The 20,591-nt window shown below is 49.5% G+C and carries 11 protein-coding genes, 8 tRNA genes and 1 rRNA gene; 2 read left to right on the forward strand and 18 right to left on the reverse strand.

Annotated elements, in window-relative coordinates:
• Positions 1-27: 27 nt before the first annotated feature.
• The 3 genes from ACFQ0N_RS36960 to ACFQ0N_RS36970 all read right to left on the reverse strand — a co-directional run bounded on the left by ACFQ0N_RS36960 (position 28) and on the right by ACFQ0N_RS36970 (position 5,498).
• Positions 28-933, reverse strand: coding sequence for a carbohydrate ABC transporter permease (locus ACFQ0N_RS36960; RefSeq protein WP_379335309.1), 906 nt, complete (start codon positions 931-933; stop codon positions 28-30).
• Positions 930-3,995, reverse strand: a complete 3,066-nt coding sequence (locus tag ACFQ0N_RS36965) for an extracellular solute-binding protein (protein WP_379335311.1) — start codon at positions 3,993-3,995, stop codon at positions 930-932. Before ACFQ0N_RS36965 ends, ACFQ0N_RS36960 begins: the two co-directional genes overlap by 4 nt.
• Positions 3,996-4,091: 96 nt before the next feature.
• Positions 4,092-5,498, reverse strand: coding sequence for an extracellular solute-binding protein (locus tag ACFQ0N_RS36970; RefSeq protein ID WP_379335313.1), 1,407 nt, complete (start codon positions 5,496-5,498; stop codon positions 4,092-4,094).
• Positions 5,499-6,121: 623 nt separating this feature from the next.
• Here ACFQ0N_RS36970 and ACFQ0N_RS36975 point away from each other — a divergent pair.
• Entirely contained in the window at positions 6,122-9,472 is a 3,351-nt protein-coding gene (locus ACFQ0N_RS36975; protein WP_379335315.1) for a GH36-type glycosyl hydrolase domain-containing protein, read from the forward strand.
• 158 nt (positions 9,473-9,630) lie between these two features.
• Here the strand turns inward: ACFQ0N_RS36975 and ACFQ0N_RS36980 are convergent, their stop codons facing one another.
• The 5 genes from ACFQ0N_RS36980 to ACFQ0N_RS37000 all read right to left on the reverse strand — a co-directional run bounded on the left by ACFQ0N_RS36980 (position 9,631) and on the right by ACFQ0N_RS37000 (position 17,794).
• Positions 9,631-11,877, reverse strand: coding sequence for a helix-turn-helix domain-containing protein (locus tag ACFQ0N_RS36980; RefSeq protein ID WP_379335317.1), 2,247 nt, complete (start codon positions 11,875-11,877; stop codon positions 9,631-9,633).
• Between the two features lie 168 nt (positions 11,878-12,045).
• Positions 12,046-13,662, reverse strand: a complete 1,617-nt coding sequence (locus ACFQ0N_RS36985; protein ID WP_379335330.1) for a type 2 periplasmic-binding domain-containing protein — start codon at positions 13,660-13,662, stop codon at positions 12,046-12,048.
• Positions 13,663-13,676: 14 nt separating this feature from the next.
• Positions 13,677-15,878, reverse strand: a complete 2,202-nt coding sequence (locus tag ACFQ0N_RS36990) for a right-handed parallel beta-helix repeat-containing protein (protein WP_379335319.1) — start codon at positions 15,876-15,878, stop codon at positions 13,677-13,679.
• 51 nt (positions 15,879-15,929) lie between these two features.
• A complete protein-coding gene (locus ACFQ0N_RS36995; protein WP_379335321.1) occupies positions 15,930-16,811 on the reverse strand; it encodes a carbohydrate ABC transporter permease in 882 nt (293 codons plus the stop codon).
• An 11-nt stretch (positions 16,812-16,822) separates the two neighbouring features.
• Positions 16,823-17,794, reverse strand: a complete 972-nt coding sequence (locus tag ACFQ0N_RS37000; protein ID WP_379335323.1) for an ABC transporter permease — start codon at positions 17,792-17,794, stop codon at positions 16,823-16,825.
• 266 nt (positions 17,795-18,060) lie between these two features.
• Between ACFQ0N_RS37000 and ACFQ0N_RS37005 the strand changes: the two genes are divergently transcribed.
• Positions 18,061-18,849 carry an ABC transporter ATP-binding protein gene (locus ACFQ0N_RS37005; protein WP_379335326.1) on the forward strand — a complete coding sequence of 263 codons (789 nt, stop codon included), beginning with the start codon at positions 18,061-18,063 and terminating at the stop codon, positions 18,847-18,849.
• A 56-nt stretch (positions 18,850-18,905) separates the two neighbouring features.
• Here the strand turns inward: ACFQ0N_RS37005 and ACFQ0N_RS37010 are convergent, their stop codons facing one another.
• The 10 genes from ACFQ0N_RS37010 to ACFQ0N_RS37055 all read right to left on the reverse strand — a co-directional run.
• The gene (locus ACFQ0N_RS37010; RefSeq protein WP_379335328.1) at positions 18,906-19,508 is read right to left on the reverse strand and encodes an SLOG family protein; all 603 of its coding nucleotides are present in this window, start codon (positions 19,506-19,508) and stop codon (positions 18,906-18,908) included.
• A gap of 142 nt (positions 19,509-19,650) precedes the next feature.
• Positions 19,651-19,727, reverse strand: a tRNA-Pro gene (locus ACFQ0N_RS37015).
• Positions 19,728-19,741: 14 nt separating this feature from the next.
• A tRNA-Arg gene (locus tag ACFQ0N_RS37020) sits at positions 19,742-19,818 on the reverse strand.
• Positions 19,819-19,821: 3 nt separating this feature from the next.
• A tRNA-Gly gene (locus tag ACFQ0N_RS37025) sits at positions 19,822-19,896 on the reverse strand.
• A 3-nt stretch (positions 19,897-19,899) separates the two neighbouring features.
• Positions 19,900-19,986 (reverse strand) — tRNA-Leu (locus ACFQ0N_RS37030).
• 9 nt (positions 19,987-19,995) lie between these two features.
• Positions 19,996-20,071: transfer RNA gene (locus ACFQ0N_RS37035), tRNA-Thr, on the reverse strand.
• Between the two features lie 25 nt (positions 20,072-20,096).
• Positions 20,097-20,173, reverse strand: a tRNA-Asp gene (locus ACFQ0N_RS37040).
• Positions 20,174-20,186: 13 nt separating this feature from the next.
• Positions 20,187-20,263: transfer RNA gene (locus ACFQ0N_RS37045), tRNA-Met, on the reverse strand.
• Between the two features lie 13 nt (positions 20,264-20,276).
• Positions 20,277-20,351 (reverse strand) — tRNA-Glu (locus ACFQ0N_RS37050).
• A gap of 117 nt (positions 20,352-20,468) precedes the next feature.
• Positions 20,469-20,591, reverse strand: a 23S ribosomal RNA gene (locus tag ACFQ0N_RS37055); the annotation flags it as partial.

Below are 20,591 nucleotides of genomic sequence, written 5' to 3' on the forward strand. Positions count from 1 at the left end.
TCCCTCCTTTATGAGAAGTCTGTTCAACTAGTCTTTTTCGTCAAACAACCGCCAGCATATTTTGGACAGCGCGTATACAATGATCAGCAGCACTACCGATACGGCCGAAGCATACCCCATGTCGTAGCGAATGAAGCCGTAATCCTGGATATGGTTGACGATCACTTGCCCGGCATATTGCGGCGTCGGGTTGGCGCCCGAGAGCGTGACCCCGATATCGCCCGCCTGAAAAGTGCCGACGACGGCCATGACTGCGCCGAATAGCATTTGCGGCTTCATGGACGGAATCGTAATGTACCATACTTCCTGCAGCCGATTTTTAATGCCGTCGATATAACCGGCTTCGTACTGCTCCTGATTAACGTTAAGCATGCCGGCCAGCATCGCCAGAAAACCGACGCCCATACTGTTCCAGAGCGTAACGGCGATCATAATATACATCAGATAATGCGGCGATTGTGTCCATTGAATCGGCTCATGAATGATGCCGAGCCCGAGCAGCAAGCTGTTCAAATAACCGGCAGCATCCCCGCTGAAGACGACGAGCCAGACGACGGCCATCGCTACGGCAGCGGTCATGGACGGGGAATAGATGATCATCGTCAGCACGGCCCGCGACCGCTTCGGTATTTGCGCCAGCAGCCACGCCAGCCAGAACGATAAAATATACCCGCCCGGTCCGACGATCAGCGAAAACTTGAGCGTGTTGGGCAGCACATGCATCATAAAGACATTGTCCTGCGTAAGCAGATTGACATAGTTTTTCAGCCCGATGAACGTTGGCGGCTGAATCGTATTAAAATAGGTAAACGATAAATAAATGGCCACCGCAACCGGAATGACGATAAACAGTGTAAAGGTGAGGATAAACGGCCACAGAAAAAACATCGCTTCCAGCTCTCTTCGCACGCCTTTGCTTATGGCCGGCTTCATTTCGCATCCCCCCTCGCAGCGGTAACCTCTTCAATCGTAGGCACTTTCAATTTGCGGATCGCCTGTCCGTTCCGGACATAACCGAACTCCTCCAGCTTCTTCATAATTTCCCGGTTCGCCAGTACGACGGCGTCTTCGATCGTTTTCCGCGGGTTTTTGCCGTCGAAGACGACTTTGTTCCAGGCGTTGCTCAACTCCCGGTCCAGCATGTAGTCGCCCGGAATATGCGGAATATCTTTCAGCCATTTCCATTGCTCCAAAATGACCTGCAAATCTTCCTCAGGCCACGGCAACTGGCTGAACGCTTCCAGATTAGCGCTGTTCCAGCGGTACGCCGGTCCGTAGATCGTCTCGATCAGGTTGCCGAATTCGGTCTGGGTTTCCGCCGAAGTCCACCATTTGACGAATTGCCAAGCCTGCTGCTGCTTGTCGCTATCCTTGAACACGATCGCGCCCTGGCCCGTGCCCGGCGCCCAACGGACGACTTCGCCGTCCGGGCCGGCTATGCCTGGATACGGAGCGATCTTCCACGAACCGTTCAGTTCAGGTGCTGCAGTCGACAGCTCCACATACGTGTTGTAGTTAGAGATGCCGATCGGCAGCTTGCCGCTGCGGAAATGGTTATAGAAATTCGGAACTTGCAACGGCATGTTGTAAATCGTAAACAGGCTGGTCATCATTTTGAACCCGTCCAGCGCCCGCTCGCTGTCGATGACCGTCTTCGTACCATCCGGCGCGAACAGCTCTCCGCCCTGTTGATAGATGAACGGCGAGGTGAGAGCGAACGATTTCATCGCGCCCGCATCGGCCAGCGGCACATAAAAGTTCATCCCGTACCTTTGCAAATCCGGAAGCGTCTGCAGCACATCCGTCCACGTCTCGGGCGCTTTCAGGTTCAAGGCGTCCAAAATGTCCTTGCGATAGTAAAGCACCCAGAAATTTTGCGTCTCCGGCAATGCATAGACGCCTCCGTCAAACATAAACGGCAGCATCGCTCCCGGCGCGAACCTTTGCACGACTTCAGCGTAATCTTCATGCCGGCTAAGATCGGACAGGGCGCCCCTTAAAGCAAATTCATACGGAAACTTCTCACTGACGCCGAGCGCCACATCGGGAGACGCGCCGGAAGCGTTGGCCAGGATCAGCTTCTGCTCGTTCGGCATAAGGGACAACGACACTTTAATGCCGGTTTGCTCCGTGAAAGTCTGGTTGGCCAGCTGCTGCATAAGCATCACGTACTGCCGCGGGCGATTGACCCATATGCGCAACGTGTCATCGTCGGCCGGACTGACTTGCGTATAATCTTTCGTAAACGAAGTAAAAAAGTTGTTGGCGATGGAAGTGGCCTTTTGCCACCAGCCAGCTCTCGCCTGCGGCAATTTCTCGTTCGCATACACATAGAAGCGGTCGAGCTGGAGCGGCTGCTTCGGCAGCGTCAGCAGCAAGTCGCCGAGCTTCTGCGTTACCGAGCCCGAGCCTTCGGAAAGCTGCCCGAACCGGACCGGGAGCGACGCTGGATCCTGCGCCAGCTTCTCCAGTTGCTCGGCGCTGATGATTAATTGCCGCGCATCGTCGGGATTCGTTCCGCTCAGTCGGCGCAAATAATCATGTTCCGCCCGCAATCTGCCGGCGATGCTGTTCAACGTATCGGCGATGTCCGGCATCTGTTCGGTAATATCCCAGTCCCGGTATACATCCTGCGTATTGCCGGTCGCCATCTTGATTTCCAGATTGAGATCATTCAGTTCCTTCATCGCATCCCGTACCGTCTGATTCACCCGCTGATAAGGCGACGGATTGGCCGCCAGCGTCAGTTCGTGCTCGCCCTTGGCGAGATAGAACTTGAACGGCGTCCCTTCCGCATCCGTGAGCACCTCGTTCTCCCAATCGGCAGCGTAAGGAAACGCATATGCGGCCACTTCGCGAAACGGCACCTTGCCGTCGATCAGCAGCTTGCGAAATACAGGCATGTTCACTTTAAAGGATTGCGTATATTTAAATGCCAGCTCATAATAACCGCTCTGCTCGACATCAATTTTCCATGTAACGCTTTGACCGCCGTGTTTCCAGCTGTCACCGCCCAATGTATTAAGCGAGATGGAGGAGCCGCGGTTCGGTACAACGCTAATGTCGGCGCTTGCTGTCGCCTGAATATAGGAATCCGACTTGACATAAGGCTTTTCAGCCTCATAAGCTGCCAGGGCGCGTATATCCGCCGGCGATTCCCCGCTAATGCGCGCATATTCCCGATAATCCGGAATCGTTTCCGGCGAATATACGCCGATTCGCCCGACGAGCATCGGCTCCCGTATATACGTCAGCGCAATGCTGTTGCTCCCTTTTTTCAAATAAAACTTCAGCGGCTCGTCAAACATATAGCTTGCGTCCATCAAACGCGAAGTCTGCCAATTAATCACTTCAATCTGCTTGGAGAATACTTCATTGCCGAGCTGGTCCTGCTGAAACGTCTCCGACTCGTCCTTCCACTGTCGCGGAAATACGAGCCTCCTCGCCTCGAAATAAGGGTATTTTCCATTAATCTTAATGCCCCTCTCTACCGGGGCAATTTTACCCGGCAGGGCCAAATAATCAACCTCTATGCAGTACAATCCGTCGGCCGGTACGTCGACCGTGAAACGGATTTCCGGCGTCTTCCCCTTCCACTCTGCTGCCTTTTCACCATAACCGTACGATTGCGAAACAGGAACAAGCGGCGCCTTGCCACTGCCTGCAGACAGCTCGCGCGGGTGGATGACTGCACGGAATGGAGGAGCATCGGCCACCCCATCCGCCTGCCATTTCCCAGCCGTTTGCATATAATTCTCTTCCGTCACGCGCTGTTTAAACGAAGCTTGCCTGTCTTTGGCTGCCGCTCCGCCGTTCTGTCCGCCCCGTTCGGCTGGCTGGGCGGCATCGCCGCTCTCTTCTTTGCCGAATAACCTGTCCAGCATACTTTTCGTATCCGTTCCAGGATCGGCTACAGCCGCCGGCGGCCGCAGGGCCGCCAGGCAGGCCGTCAACATGCATATGATAAGCAATAATACCGGCACTTTTCGCTTCATCGCTCTTTGCTCCTCTTCGAGGTGAACTCATAGCGAGAATATGGTTCTTCCTCCCTCCAGAGAAGAGAACCATGTTCTCACGCTGCTTGCCGTTTCTTACTCGGCTTTGCCAATTTGCTCGGCCGCAGCCTTGTACGTATCGTTCATCCGCTTTTCCATATCTGCTGAAACGTCCTCAAGCTTCACTTCGCGTTCATCGATCTTTTTGAAGGTTTCATGATAGATTTTCAGAGCGTCATCATAACCGGGCAGCCATTTGAGCGGATCGGCGAACCCTTCCGGAATCATGCCGACCAAATCTTTCATGCCTGCCGGCATATCCTCTCTGCCAAGATAAGCGTTCCACACGTCTTCGTCATTAATGAGCGGAGTCGTGCCGAGCGGCCATTCCGGCTTCATCCGCTCCATCCAGCCTTCCTTGGAGAAGGTCAGCCATTTAACAAACTCGAACGCCGCCTCTTTATGCTTGGAGCTCTTGGCAATGCCTACATAGTCGGTAATGAGCGGGATGCGCGAGCCCTTGGAGCTGGGCAGCGGTCGGACATCCCATTTGAATTTCGCCTCTTTGATGCTTCCCGCAATCATCCACGTCCCGTCATATTGCATGCCGACCTTGCCGAGCATCCACGGGCTTTTGCCCTTGCCGTACCACTGATCCTTCTCTTCCCCTTTGTAGATGTCCAAAGCGACCTTGTCGGAATAGAGCAAGTCGTCCAGATAGGTAACGGATTGCTTGAATGCCGGATTCGTAAAATTGTATTGCTTGCCGTCCCACGTATTCCAGCCTAGCGCAGGATCAAAAGAAGCGGCGAGCGTCTCGCGCATCGCTTTCAGATTGCCGAAACCAAACTGATGATCATTGAATTTAGTCAAGGCGTTCGCGGCATCGCGCATTTCGTCAATCGTCCAGTTCGCAGACGGCACCGGAATATTTTCCTTCTCGAACAAATCCAGGTTCAAGAAGACGGCAAACATGAGCAGCGTATGCGGAAGAGCGTATTGCTTGCCACTATAATTGGCCGTATCATCCAGGTTTTTAAATGTCTTGCCCGCCTTATATTCCTCGTCGGCAGCCAAATACGGCGTCAAGTCCTCAAGCCAGCCATTGGCAGCCGCTACCGGCACGCCAAACGTCCACATCACGTCCGGCAATTCGCCTGCCGCCGCGACGGCAGCCAGCTTTTCGTTCCATGGCCAGGTAACGGCCGGATCCTTCTCGATTTTGATATGCGGATGTGTAGCTGTGAACGCCTCAATAATGCGTGCCGCTTCTTCATCGCCCATCCAGGTGCCCCATTTGAGCGTAACGGTCTCTTTCTCGCCCTGATCGCCTTCTTTCACGGCTCCCCCGTTTCCTTCCGTTTGCTTGCCGGCGTTCGCATTCGATTCCGGTGTCTTGGCAGGCTCGGGGCTTTTTTCAGGCGCATTGTTTCCGCCGCATCCGGCAAGCGTGAGCGTAAAACTAAGTATGATGACGAACATTAAGGCAAATGTTTTTTTCATCTTGCATCGCTCTCCTTTTGTTCCGTGAATTTCACTTTCGTTTCTGCTGTACAACCGCAAAATCGGTTCAACCCCATGAAAACCCTTACATTTTCTAATAAAATCCGCCTCAGCATCCCCCTTTCAAAAGCGGAAAACAGATGATTCGAAACGTTTCGAAATTAATGATCGGTATATTCATTTTTCTGTAATCTCCAAAGCTAGTATAGCAATGTAGATTTTTTGGAACCCTTTTCAAGTTCTGACGGTATCGAAACGTTTCTCTTTGTTGTATTTAAAATTTACCATAGGCAATAAATGAAATCAACCCTAATTTTTCCTTAAAAATCGCTAAAATTTATGTTGTCTCATGAACTCCCTGGAAGTTGAAGAAACAAATTGTAACTATCAGCGCTTTAACGTATAATGATAATCGAAACGTTTCGAAAAAAGGACGTCTAACAGCGGCTCCCTAATATAATTACTGAAGATACGCATTAAGTGCTGAACAGGATTAGAAACGTTTCGAAAAAGATTGCTACATACTCTCTCTCCGCTGCTGCTTTCTTTCCGCACTGCAGCGCGAGGAATGGCGCCACATCAGTTTTTTAAATAATAAGCTCAAGCGATAAAGGAGAACGACAATGACAACGAAAACCGACTATACTTTTCAATTGACGGCCGGGAAGTTGCGCTTTACCTTTCTGAACAGCGGCGATCTGCTGGAGGCTGCGCACGATAATGTCATGATCAACCAGTGGGTTGCCAATCCGATCGATGGCGCCTTGAACAACCTTTATTTGCGCCTCTTTTATCCGGAGGGTCTGCATATTGTGCCGCTGCTTGGCGTGAAGTCGGACAGCACGGTTACATATACGGATTCGCAAGTGATTTGGGAAGGCAGTGTCAAGGAAAACCTTCGTTACCAGGTTCGGCTTACGTTAACGGACCGCGATATCTGGTTCTGGGATGTGACGGTTCAAGGCAGCGGCGTGGATGCAGATGTCATTTACGGCCAGGACTTAGGGCTTGCAGGCAAAGGCGCCGTACAAAGCAATGAAGCTTATTTATCCCAATACATCGACCATAAAGTATTCAACGACGACGAGAAGGGCTATGTCGTCTGTTCCCGGCAAAATCAGCCGCAACAAAACGTCTTCCCTTATTTGCAGCAAGGGAGCCTGCTGCGCAGAACGGTAGGATATGCGACGGACGGATTTCAGTTTTTCGGTTTATCCTATAAGGAGACGAATCAGCCGGAAGCCTTGATGCAGGAGAAACTGGCCAGCGAAGTGTACCAATATGAATTTGCTTACAGCTCGTTGCAGTCGGAACGCGCCCGATTGTCAGGCTCCGCCCGCTTTGTTTTTTATGGCCTGTTCAAGGCGAACCACGCGGAAGCCGTCTCCTCTCTGGCGTTTGGAGAAGAAGTTGCCGGCGCCTGGGAGGAGGTTGAGCGGCTTAATGCGAATACGAATCCCGCTTCAGCCAAGCAGCTCGATAAGGTGAGCCTCTCCGGCGCTTTCGGTGCGCCGCTGCAAACCGAGGCGATGACACAAGAGGAGATCCACAGGTTCTTCCCGAACCGTCTCGAGGAGGAAACGGACGGCGAGACGCTGCTGTCTTTTTTCACTCCCGGTTACGAGCATGTCGTGCTAAAGCAAAAGGAACTGCTCGTCGAACGGCCGCACGGCCACATCATCATGACCGGCAATAACGACCGCATGGAGAGACCGGTGCTCGCTTCCACGTCCTTTATGTACGGCATCTTTAATTCTCATGTCGTTGTCGGCAATACATCGTTCAATAAAATGATGACCAATGCCCGCAACGCCCTGAACGTCATAAAAACGTCCGGACAGCGCATCTACGTCGAGACCGGCGGCGTGTACCGCCTGCTGGCGATGCCGTCCATGTACGAGCTTGGCTTCAATTATGCGCGCTGGTATTACAAAACGGCGGACGATATGCTGATCATTACGAATTATACGACCGTTGATACGCCTGAGGCCGTGCTCCATCTGCGTTCGGCAAGCGGCAAAGCGTACCGCTATCTTGTAACCAATCAGATTGCGATGAACGCTACCGAGCACGAATTGCCGTTCCGTATGGAACAGCACGGGCAAACGTTCTCGTTCTATGCAGATTCGGACGCTTTGAGCGCACAGGCTTATCCCGATCTCGTCTATCGGCTGCATGTCGCCGGCTGCGAAGCCGCTGCCGCCGATGAGCGGATCTTCACTAACCAAGCCGCGCCGCATTCCGCAGCGCTCGTCGTCCTTAAGCTCGGCGAAGCATGCGAATGGACATTGACGCTGCAGGGGCTGATTCAAGGTGGAGAATTGCCGCTTGCCGAGCGAGAGATGGCGGCCGAAATCGAAAGCTACCGCAGGTTTATGCGGCGGATAATGAACGGCTTCCGGCTGACGCACCGCGGCGCCAAGCTGGAGAAGGTAAACGCGCTGGCCTGGTGGTACACCCATAATATGCTCGTTCATTATTCTTCTCCGCATGGCCTCGAACAATATGGCGGCGCTGCTTGGGGAACCCGCGACGTCTGCCAAGGGCCGGTCGAGTACTTTATGGCGACCCAAAACTATGAAAGTGTGAAAGAAATAGTGAAGACCGTATACGCCCATCAGTTTGCCGAGGACGGCAATTGGCCGCAGTGGTTCATGTTCGACCGGTATTACGCGATTCAGGCCGAAGAAAGCCACGGCGACATTATCGTCTGGCCGCTCAAGGCGCTGGGCGATTATTTGGCGGCAACAAAGGATTTCGGTCTCTTGGATGAAAAAGTGCCGTATATGCTGCGCGGCAGCTTCGAATTTACAGAAGACGCGTATTCGATCCGCGATCACATCCGCAAAGAAATCGGCTACATCAAACGGCACTTCCTGCATGATACCCATTTGTCCGCCTACGGCGACGGCGACTGGGACGACACGCTCCAGCCGGCGAACGCGCAGCTCAAGCAATTTATGGTCAGCAGTTGGACGGTGGCGCTGACCTATCAAACGCTGAACCGGCTGGCGAAGGCGCTCGCCGATGCGGACGCCGCCGAAGCCGCCGAGCTGCAAGCATTGGCGGACGGGATCGAAGCCGATTTTAACCGCTATATGTTGCGTACAGACGTCATTCCGGGCTTCGTTTACCTGGAAAATCCGGAACAGCCCGAATGGATGCTTCATCCAGAAGATGACAAAACCGGCATCTGTTATCGGCTGCTGCCGATGACCCGGAGCATGATTGGTGAGTTGCTTACACCCGAGCAGGCCGAGCGCCACTACCGCATCATTAAAGAGAAGCTGTTCTGCCCCGACGGCGTCCGCTTGATGGACAGGCCAGCTAACTACACCGGCGGCACGAGCACGCATTTCAAGCGGGCTGAGCAGGCGGCGAACTTCGGGCGCGAAGTCGGGCTGCAATACGTCCATGCGCATATCCGCTTCGTTGAAGCGATGGCCAAGCTCGGCAAAGCCGATGAAGCCTGGAACGGTCTGGCCGCCATTAACCCGGTCGGCCTGCATGATGTCGTCCCCAATGCGGAGAGAAGGCAAAGCAACGCCTATTTCAGCAGCTCGGACGGCAAGTTCAATACCCGTTACGAAGCCCAGGAGCAATTCGAGCGGCTTCGATCTGGAGCAGTGCCGGTCAAGGGAGGCTGGCGCATCTATTCAAGCGGCCCCGGAATCTACATGAATCAGCTGATCTCGAATTGTCTCGGCATACGTCCGGAGGCCGGCGGACTTGTCATCGACCCGGTGCTGCCTGCCGAGCTGGACGGACTTTCTTTTGAATTCAAACTTGGAGCAAAGCCAGTCACATTCACCTACCATTTCGGCCAAGGACAACAGCGGGTCGTCATCAACGGCCGGGAGGCAGCAGCCGAGCCTGCGCCGAACCGTTATCGCCAGGGCGGGCTGCATATCGGTGCCGGAGAGATGGGGCAGCTGCTTGCGGACGACTCGAACCGGATCGACATTTATATATAAGACATCCGTTAGAATGAGAAGCAAAATCGCCGGTGCGATTCCCGGCGCTTTTGCTTTTTTTGGGCGCCTGTGTCTGTCCGCATGACTCACAGTCGCCCGCTTCTGCCGCAAGGATCGTAGGTCCGCCTGATTACGACTTCAGCGCGTCCCCCAACCTCCTATTGCTTAAGCACTCTAGCGTATACATGCTGCTTGCGATAGTCTCCAGGCGTGACAGTCATCACCTTCTTGAACATACGAATGAATGAAAGAGAATGCGTATAGCCGACCTGCGTAGCGATATCTTGAATGGAGGCTTGAGTCTGCTCCAGCAGTTGTCTGGCATGGCGAATACGCAGCAGCGCCAAATAATCAACAAACTTTTCTCCCATCTCTTCTTTGAAAAGTTGACTGACATATTTCGTATTCAGCTGAAAATGATCGCTGATCAATTGCAGCGATAAATTCGGATCCGCATAGCTCCCCTCAATGTACAGTTTAATGTCCTGTATGAGTGAATGCCCGCTCCGCTTTTCGCGCATTTTCTGGATATGTCCGAATGCTTCCATTAGAAGCTCACGGACCTGCTCTTTAATTTCATCCAACGTCTCGAATGTCTTTACTGCCTCCGACAGCTTCGGATAGATTTCCAAATCCCAGCGCCCGCGGTAATCATACGCCATTTCCTTCAACGATTGATTCAGATGATAGTTCAAATAGTTGATCGCGATGGCGATTTCCTCTTTTGAACTCAGATTATCCCGCAAATTCGCGAATATATCCTCAAAGATCAATTCCCATTCCTCATTATTTTGCTTAAAACAGGAAGTCAGCTTGCGAACAATATCAAGATTACTATAGATGATATCCGGAGATTTGGCGTTCATTTCTGAATATAGAAATGTTCCCGCGCAGCCAAGCACCGTTTTATATTTCAAGGCATTTATTGCATCCTCATAGGAAAGTGATATTTCACTAACCTCCTCCACACTGGAGCCAATGCCTGTTGTAACCGAAAAATGAAGATGGGATTCTACCCACTCCCGCAGCTCTTCACCCATACTTTTAAAGGTTAGCAGACTGTCTGCCCCATCGCTTGCCGTCCCGTACAAAACACCGAGCCGTTCATTGGAAATCCACTCTGACCATACCGGAACATCATATTTATCTGCAATTTCATTCACGACACTTTTGACAACAAATTTGAGCAGACCCTGATCCTGCTGATGATAGACATTAGTAAACGTCTGGTACTTATCGATTTCAATGACAGCGACGACCAGCCCCTCCAGATCGTGAAGCTTATCCACATCCAGGCCATTAAGCTCCCCTGCCCAATCCTCCGGCGAGATCGCTTTGCTCCCCGTTAATGTTTTCTGAAAGAAATATTGGCGCCGATAATGCAAATCCTCTTGACGCTTCCGATCATACAGATTCGTTTGCTCAATTAGCCGGTTCAAGGCTGTTTCAATGAAGCGAAATTCATCTTGTCCCCCGGATACGGTTAATAGCTGGCTTTTTTGCTTGGCGAATTGGCGGATCTGCTCTACAATCATTTCTACCGGCCGATAATTCCTTCTTGTAGCCGCTATAAGCCATATAAGACAGATCAGCAAGGTTCCTCCAATAATCCCTAACCAAATCCAATGAATACGAGAGAAGACATAGAACAATCCCCCGTCCCGCATTCCGCTATGAATGATCCAGCCCGTATAAGCCGAGATAGCGGAACTGATTTCCGATCCAACTTGCGATTCATTCGTATTAATGATAGGAGTGCCATTCTGATCCTCAAGATGAATATAGCTGAATTTGGAGCTCGACATTTCCATAATGTACTCAGCAATCCGCTGAACCCCTACATTGACGACAATAAAACCTCTTTCCCCTCCTAGCAGCGGCACATTACGCACTAAGGTAACGACATCGGTCGGCGCATCTTCAGTAAACTCCTTGTAAGCTCGCACCGGAAGCCATTTCAGCGGCGCCCCGTTCTGCAATATTTGCGCGGCAAACTGCTGATCCCCGAATTCTTCCAGCGGCATGATCGCATTCCTGCTGAGAATTCTCCCATCCTCTGCCCTATACATATAAATCGATTCAACGAGCGGCAATGCTGTAATAGTTTCGCGCAGCTTCTTGGAGGGCACAACGAGGGTGTCGAATGAATTCTGCAAGGACTTGAAGTAATACCCTTTTAGTTCTTCATTATAATTCGTCTCTTTCATAATCTGCTGATTGATCAGCTCCAGTGTGCGATCCAGCTGAACCAGTATTTGTTCCATGAAGACTTCATTTGAACGCTTAGCTTGCTCGCGCGATACATTATTCACGATGACGAAGAAAATAATCGATAAACTGAAAATAACGAGAATAAAGATCGGCAGATATGAAAACAACAGCCTGATAAACCATTTTCTCCGCATGCAGTGTCCTCCAATAAAATTGAATAGCCGCATCCTCAGCTTCAACGATAAGCGCTTCCAATACAATATACATCTTTCCGTCAATATACCATATTGTAGCATTGCTAAGCGGACTTCCGCTATTTTCCTGCAAAAAGGCGCCCTCCATCGAAGGCGCCATCATCCTCTTTATTTTTTCTCGTATAGATCCATAACCGTCACAATTTTATCTTTATTGGCATTATAATAATCGTTGTACCACTCATCAACTTTACCGCCGCCAGCTTTATTCCACATATCTTGAGCGGCTTCCGCCGCTTTCTCTACACTATAGTCCTTGAGAACAACAGCTTTGGCATACTCATCATCCAATTTGGACACACTTTGCACGATCATGTTCAGATCATTCGGCATAGCAGGTGCATTCAAAAAATAACCAGGCATCGGAACTTCCGGATTCAAATATAGCTCGCGCGCTGTCTCCAGGATCTTGGTAAATTCCTGACCAAGCGTAGTCGTTTTATCAATTTCCATCACCCGTGGATCACAATTAAGCGTAGCCTCGATCGGATTGCTCACCAGCGAATAATCGCCATTCCACCCTTTTTCCTTACTATTTTTCTCCAGATCGACAGGAGCCGGGCAACTGCTGGCATCCAATTTGTAATGTTCGCCCTCTATCCCCCATTTTAAAGTCTTAATTGTATTCTCCTGATTTAGAAAATCGATATATTTAATAACGGATACCGGGTCTTTCGCATTGGCGTTAATGACGCCAGGTGTTGCTCCAGGGCCGGACAAGGCTGGCGAGAATTGTCCAAATTCGCTTCTTGGCAGCATAATAGGGACAAGCTCTCCATCCGGCACATTTTTCTTGAACGCTTCAAATGTCGATTTCACATCTGCCCATTGCATCGTATAGAAGCCGATCTTGCCATTTACGAAATCGCGCTTCGCTTTCTCGCCGTTCCCGTCAGCTGCAAAATCTTTATCGATGATCCCCTCTTGATACAAGCGACGCTTGAACTCGGCAATGGCTGTCTTCTGCTTCCAGGGGTAGACCATCTTTCCATCCTCCAGCGAATGGCCCGCACCGGGAATGCCGAAAATCCAGTTGAAAATGTTGCCATTAAAGCCGCCGCCGAGCGACATGCCGAATGTATCCTTTTGGCCGTTGCCATCCGGATCATCCTCTGTAAAGGCTTTAGCCACCGCATATAGCTCTTCAGTCGTCTTCGGCACTTCCAAATTAAGCTTCTTCAGCCAATCCATCCGCACCAGGAATACCCAATTTATATCCGCCGGCACGTATGCCCCCACTTCATACAGCTTGCCATCATCATGAGTGCCAAGCTTGCGCAGAATCGGATATTTTTCCAGCATCGCTTTATATTCCACACTATGCTGCTCGATAAGATCGTCCAGCGGCATAAGCTGCTTGGCGTTGTACCAGGCATTCCTATTGATCGCATCGTAATCTTGAATAAAGTCCGGCGCCGAGCCCGAAGCGAGCAGGACATTCAATTTTTCCCCCGGATTATTGCGCGGGATTGGCACAAAGGTTGCGTCCACCGGTCCATTGTTGTTAATCCATTCCGTCCAGCGATTTTTCTCGTAGGTGCCTTCATCCGCCGGTACGCGTCCTCGATCATAGACCATGACGGAAATATGTCCACGATCTGCAGTTGGCGGGTTATTGCCCGTTTCCTTCTTTTCCTGTTGACCGCTGCAGCCAGCGAGCACAACTCCTGCTGCAAAAACCGAAGTCAATGTCAACACCATCATTTTCTGATTTCTCTTTATCATCGTAATCCTCCTCTTTAGGCTTTTGCTTCCCACATAATCGGAGTAGCCGCTGTTGCCATCATAGAACAGCGTATAGTAAAATGCGTCGCTGTCATATCTGAAATCCAAACCGTGCCCAGGTTCCCCATAGCCATCGGTGAAACATATGCCGGCCGCTCGCCAAGCCCGTGCTCAACGACGACCGACCTCGTCAAATGCTTCATTGTCGCAGTCCCATGCTTGATTTGCCCAATATAGCCGAATGGCGACCATGTGCCGGGAGTGCCGCCTGAGATGCATACATAACCGATCGGCTTCCCTTTTCCAATATCCTCACTCCAGACAACAGACATCGGCGAATACGTTCCATCCAAGGGAGCTGTTAAGCCGTGGCGTTGTATGGCACCAGCGAGCGTATAATCACTGCTTACTTTCCCCATCCCGCTTGCAGTTACTGTGGCGTCGTAAGTAATTTTTGCTTCTGCATTTGGGCAATCAAAGCTATTATTCACAATGTATACCTTGTCCGCCGGATTGCTTCTAAACCGGATCGCACACAAGCTAGAGCTTGTTTTGATCACATTGCCGCTAATGATCCCCGCTCCATTGCTAATGCCAATTTGGCCATTCGTATCCTCAAAGGTATTGCCGGTGAAAACGAACGAATCAATTAATTTAACCGCATTTGAAGCATCATCTGAGCTTGTAAACCCGCCTTGTATAAACCGATTGCCGGATACTGTGCAATTAACAGCTTGCAGAAGCACCTTGCAGTCGCTTATCATGTTACCGGATATGGCGGCATTTGAAGCCGCTATGCCGGGATAGTGCGAGACGGGATGTTGAACCCGGCTTACCTGATTGCCTGTAATCGACACTTTATCCACCACAGCTTGATTGGTTAGAAACTGAATCCCTTCCCCATCCGTCACATTTTCCACCGTATTGCCCGCAATGGCACATTCTCCCCCCGGATTACGCGATGGATTGTTGGCGAGCGAATTATCCATCCGGATGCCCGCGGTTTTGACATTCTGTATCGTATTTCCGGATACCGTAAAAGCCGTAATGCTGGCAAGCGCAATGCCATAGCGCAGATTTTTGAAGGTATTGCCGCTAATGACAAGATTGTGAATATTCCAGCCCGCTGTTCCAATCACCTCTTCATTACAAGTAACTCCCCCGCCGATCGAACCCGCCAGGCCAAACGTACTCACACCATCATACAAAAAATTCCCAATTACTTCACCATTGTACATGCCTTCGCCACTGCCTGCATGCTTGAGCAAAATACCGTCGCCATTATGGTGATGAATGCGATTGTTGGAAACGCGCCAATTTTGGCTGCCTCCAATCCTCACCCCTTCTTCGCCCAAATAATAAACATCATTGCCCTCAATCGTAAAATTGTCTGAGAAATTAACATGAATAGCGTCCGTACGATAAGAAATATCCAAATTTACAATTTTAAATTTGCTCGAATCTTGAACATGCACGCCATGCGCCTGCTTTGAAAATAATTTCGTTGTTTTCGAACTCGATATTTTGAGACTATCTACAAAAAAATCGGAGCAATGATGAAAAGTCAGCACTGTAATTGAATCCGAGTCACTATCCAAGAAGAGCTCGGCCTTCGCTCCAAGAAAGCTTACTTTTTGTCCGGTTAGTAAAAAGCCATCCGTGATCCGGTATTTCCCGCTTGAAAAATACAGGATGCTCCCATCCTGATGCGCTGTAGAAGCAAAGTCAATCGCCCTGCGAATTGCCTCCGTATCATCAGTCGTTCCATCCCCTTTAGCGCCGAACCAGCAGACATCAATCATGTCATCGGCTACCATTCGCTTCAATCGTGCTCCGGATGCCGCAACGATAATCGTTCCCGTATTGTCAGCTGATACAGTATCGGCTGGATCGACCATAAAAGGCCCTTCTTGTCCTTGATCCTGTACAAAATATAAATAGTCCTGTTCAATGTCCGTACTGTTTCTGAGTTCGTGGATCATCGTTGAAACGACTAGATTAGCAGCTTTAATTTGGGGAATTTTCCCTTTACCTGCTGCTCCTTCATAGACAGAACCGGCAACCGTTACATCCTCGACACCATGAGCCGATGCGAGCCCAGGAAGCACCTTGCCTGCAGCTGCCGCCACTCCGGCCATGCCTATTGCGGCCAATAGCTTTCTTCGGCTCACCTTGACATCAAGCTTTTGTAATTGTTCGAATTCTTCTTTCGGCATTTCATCTCCTCCTTCATGAATAGGTAACTCAACTTCTGCGGGCAAGCCAATCTACCCTTTGATTGACCCAATCATAACGCCTTTCACAAAATATTTTTGTAAAAATGGGTAGACAATCAACATCGGAATGATCATGGCGATGACACCAGCCGACTGGATCGACTGCGGCGTTACAGACTCCATCATGTCTTCAGCCAAGCGTCCTTCCGTGACCTGCTGTGCCAATTGATTGTTCATAATCATTTGCTGTACCAGCACGGTCAAATTATGCTTCTCAGTTGAATTAATGTAGATCATGACGCTAAAGAAGGAATTCCAGTGTCCTACTGCGTAAAATAATATGAGGGTCGCGATCACTGGCATCGACAGCGGCAGCATAATTTGCATAATTAAACGGGTTTCCCCGCAGCCATCGATACGCGCCGCATCCTCCAGCTCGCCCGGGATATTTTCAAAAAATGTTTTGAGCACGAGCAAGTTGTATACACCCACAAGCCCCGGCAGCCATAACGCCCCATACGTATCTACGAGTCCCAAGCTTTTTACAAGCAAATAGCTTGGAATTAGCCCGGCAGAAAACAGCATCGTGAACAGAATAAACAGCGTCAGCGGTTTTCGAAAATAGAAATAGGAGCGTGACAGCGGATAAGCCGCCAGAATCGTAAAGAGCAAATTCAGCACCGTACCAATAACAGTGATCACCACACTATTGCGAAATGCATCTACAATCCGCGTTCCCTCAATCAGGAGCCTGTAGGAGTCCAAAGTGAGCTCCACCGGCCACAGCCCGACTTGACCGGAAATAACCGCATACTCTGAGCTTAAAGAAAGGGAGACGATATGGATAATCGGCAAAATACAGCTAATTGCGAATAACCCGAGCAGTACATAATTAATGACATAGAATATTTTTTCACCTAACGATATCTTCATAGCAATCCCCCTTACCACAGACCTTGATCAAATTTGCGGGCAATTTTATTCGTAATCAGCACCAATACCAGCCCGACGATTGAGGTGAAAAATCCCAACGCAGTCGTCAGACTGAACTGGCCGCGCCCTAGACCGACCTGATAGCTCCAGACACTAATGACGCTGGAAATATCGCTGACCATCGGATTTTGGAGTACAAACACTTGATCGAACCCGACATCCATCACATGTTCCATCGAGAGAATCAGCATCAAAATAATGACCGGCGTAATGCCAGGAAGCGTAATATGCCAAATTTGCCGCAGCTTATTCGCACCGTCCAGGCTTGCCGACTCATACAAACTCGGATCAATGGTAGAAAGCGCTGCCAAATAAATAATGGCTCCAAATCCAGCGCCCCGCCAAATGCCCGAACCAAGAAATATTGCAAGCCATGATGACTTATCATACAGAAATTGAATTTTCTCCCCGCCGAAGTAGCTAATGATGTTGTTAATAATTCCATGCTCCTGAGCGAAAATCAGTACGACGAACGAGCCGACAATAACCCAGTTCAAAAAATGCGGTAAATAAACCAGGGTTTGAATCACTCTTTTATATACCATTCGTCTCACTTCATTCAGCAAAATCGCCAGTAGAATTGGGAAAGGAAAGGAGACGACTATGGTCAAAAGGCTAATAAAAAATGTGTTTCTGATAATCTGCACCATCAAAGGACTACTGAATAACTGCCGAAAATTGTCGAAGCCTACCCATGGACTGTGAAGGATGCCATCTGCCAAATTGTAATCTTTAAAAGCAATGACCAAACCTCCCATCGGGATATATTTGAACATAATAAAGTAAACCAGAATAGGTAAAAACATAATCATCAGGGGAAGATTCATGTTGAAACGCCGCCTTCGGCGTAATTGTTCTTCCGCTATTGGCACCACGGCAGCCTGTTGGGACAGCTCTTCCTTTAATTCAAAATGAGATTTCATCTGCTATGCTCCTTATCCGCCAGAATACGCAAGCTTGCTTTGCTAGCTCTAATTCAAACGGAATTTCGGAGAAAAAACTATACACAAGTTTCAGTTCCATATACGATAATCCAGTTCTGGCGCGGTAAAGACAAAATTGTATATAGCCGAATTCTGTATAAAGCGCACTTTTCACATCGACAGTCCGCTCCAACGTGATTAAAATAGTTACATCAACCTGCTGCTATTTGCTCAAATTGAAAATACAGAAATGAGGCTGTACTGCGATGAGATCAAACTTAATGGTTAACATTCAAGACATGTCCTGGAGAAATGGAGACAACTGGCTGCTCAAAAAAATAAATTGGACGATTCGACCCAACGAGCATTGGGCTCTTCTTGGTTTAAACGGCTCCGGCAAAACAACATTACTAAATATGATCAATGGCTATATTTGGCCAACAGAAGGAAAAGTATCGGTACTGGGGCATCCATTCGGTGAGGTAGATCTGCGTGATCTGCGTAAATCGATCGGCTGGGTTAGCTCCTCCTTGCAGGAAAAGCTGTATGCCGGCGACAAGGCGCAGCACGTTATCATTAGCGGGAAATACGCCACAATTGGGCTTTATGAGCGGGTTAGCGAGGAAGAATTGCAGCAAGCGCAAGCATTTATGCAAACACTTGGCTGCAGCCATCTGTGGGATCGTGAATTTCGAACCTGCTCTCAAGGGGAAAAACAAAAAATTCTTATAGCACGCGCTCTAATGGCCAATCCGAAAATGTTAATTTTGGACGAGCCTTGCAACGGTTTGGATTTATTTTCACGCGAGCGTCTGCTGGAAAGCATTGAACAGCTTGCTGCCAGCGAACAAACCCCAACCTTGATTTATGTTACCCATCATACAGAGGAAATTATACCTTTATTCAGTCACACTTTGCTTCTGCGACGCGGAGAGGTGATTCAGTCAGGCCGAACAGAAGATATTTTACAAACTGAAACGCTCAGTCATTTTTTTGAAGCCCCCGTTATCGTTGAACGGCATCAGGAAAGAGTATATGTACGAGCTGAGAAATAAATCCTATAAACAACAAGAGGCTGCGGTGTTATCAATTAGCAATAACATCGAGCCTCTCAATGATCGTATTCCTCCACAGTATCCCCATGCTCAGTAGAATCATCATTCCAGCTACTTAAAGCTTCTTCTTCGACTACACTTTGAATATCCTCTGATGTCAGTCCTATGTAGCGATAGCCTTCTTCTTCTTGTTTTCGCAGCGCTCGTTCTTTCACGAACTTCGGACTGCCTTCACCTGCATCATCATCGTAAAAAAGCAATATTCCATCAGTCTTTCGAAAAAGCAATTCATCTCTTGCTTTAAATTGCCAAGCTCCTTCATAAGGCTGCTTGCTCACCGCCGCGTAATAATCAACGCCCTTTAGTATCTCTTCATAATATATTTTCTTATTCTCACTCCATTTTGCTTCCTGATTCATATATGCTGTAACAATCGATAATTTTAATTGCGGATACTGAGCTTTTAAGGCAATCACTGCTTCGCATGCCCACAGATCAACACCATATTGGCCTGGCGTAATGACCCATTCAAGCCCTTCATCCAGTAAAGGCAGCAAACGATTCGTGATTGCTTGCTGAATATAGGCAATACCTTTATGCTTTTGGTCAAATATATTCAGTTCATGGGCTCTATAGCCAGTCACTAACAAATTTTTCACAGAATCCTCTTCTTTCTAGTTAAACCGCCTTTAGATCACTTCTGAGCGGCTAAGTTTGAATCGGGGTTTGAGGTGGGAGCTCCTTTTTATGTACAAAACAAAAAAAAGACGATCAAATGATTCGTCGTTTAAGTAAAATATATGGTCGGGATGACACGATTTGAACATGCGACCCCCTGGTCCCAAACCAGGTGCTCTACCAAGCTGAGCTACATCCCGATATTAACAGTTAATGGCGTGCCCTGAGAGATTCGAACTCCCGACCTTTTGATTCGTAGTCAAACGCTCTATCCGGCTGAGCTAAGGGCACTAATGGAGCGGAAGACGGGAATCGAACCCGCGACCCTCGCCTTGGCAAGGCGATGCTCTACCGCTGAGCCACTTCCGCATTTGGTGCGGTCGAGAGGACTCGAACCTCCACGGTATTGCTACCACTGGCACCTGAAGCCAGCGCGTCTGCCAATTCCGCCACGACCGCATAAATATGTGGTGCCGCCGAGAGGACTTGAACCCCCAACCTACTGATTACAAGTCAGTTGCTCTACCAATTGAGCTACAGCGGCACAGTTAAAACAATTTTTTAAAAACTGGCGGAGCCGACGGGATTCGAACCCGCGGTCTCCTGCGTGACAGGCAGGCATGTTAGGCCTCTACACCACGGCTCCACAGTAAATAATTTGGTTGCGGGGGCAGGATTTGAACCTGCGGCCTTCGGGTTATGAGCCCGACGAGCTACCGGGCTGCTCCACCCCGCGTCGTTAATATAAATGGTGACCCGTAGGGGATTCGAACCCCTGTTACCTCCGTGAAAGGGAGGTGTCTTAACCCCTTGACCAACGGGCCAAATGAACATGGTACTCTATGTACCTAATCAGAGCTTGCAACCCTGAAAACTGGATATGAACTGAATGAAAATCTTTAGCTGTGTTTATGGTTCCGAAGCAAGCTTCGTGAAACTTTTAGGATAAGCCCTCGACCGATTAGTATTCGTCAGCTCCACACATTGCTGCGCTTCCACCTCGAACCTATCAACCTGGTCGTCTTCCAGGGGTCTTACTAATTGGGAAATCTCATCTTGAGGGG

Origin of the sequence: Paenibacillus sp. GCM10027626 (assembly GCF_042676285.1) — a bacterium.
GTDB lineage: Bacteria > Bacillota > Bacilli > Paenibacillales > Paenibacillaceae > Paenibacillus_Z.

Coding starts and splice junctions, on each gene's coding strand:
- ACFQ0N_RS37005 (WP_379335326.1), top strand. CDS start 18,061: ATGAGATCAAACTTAATGGTTAACATTCAAGACATGTCCTGGAGAAAT.
- ACFQ0N_RS36975 (WP_379335315.1), top strand. CDS start 6,122: ATGACAACGAAAACCGACTATACTTTTCAATTGACGGCCGGGAAGTTG.
- ACFQ0N_RS36960 (WP_379335309.1), bottom strand. CDS start 933: ATGAAGCCGGCCATAAGCAAAGGCGTGCGAAGAGAGCTGGAAGCGATG.
- ACFQ0N_RS36965 (WP_379335311.1), bottom strand. CDS start 3,995: ATGAAGCGAAAAGTGCCGGTATTATTGCTTATCATATGCATGTTGACG.
- ACFQ0N_RS36985 (WP_379335330.1), bottom strand. CDS start 13,662: ATGATAAAGAGAAATCAGAAAATGATGGTGTTGACATTGACTTCGGTT.
- ACFQ0N_RS36980 (WP_379335317.1), bottom strand. CDS start 11,877: ATGCGGAGAAAATGGTTTATCAGGCTGTTGTTTTCATATCTGCCGATC.
- ACFQ0N_RS36970 (WP_379335313.1), bottom strand. CDS start 5,498: ATGAAAAAAACATTTGCCTTAATGTTCGTCATCATACTTAGTTTTACG.
- ACFQ0N_RS36990 (WP_379335319.1), bottom strand. CDS start 15,878: ATGCCGAAAGAAGAATTCGAACAATTACAAAAGCTTGATGTCAAGGTG.
- ACFQ0N_RS36995 (WP_379335321.1), bottom strand. CDS start 16,811: ATGAAGATATCGTTAGGTGAAAAAATATTCTATGTCATTAATTATGTA.
- ACFQ0N_RS37000 (WP_379335323.1), bottom strand. CDS start 17,794: ATGAAATCTCATTTTGAATTAAAGGAAGAGCTGTCCCAACAGGCTGCC.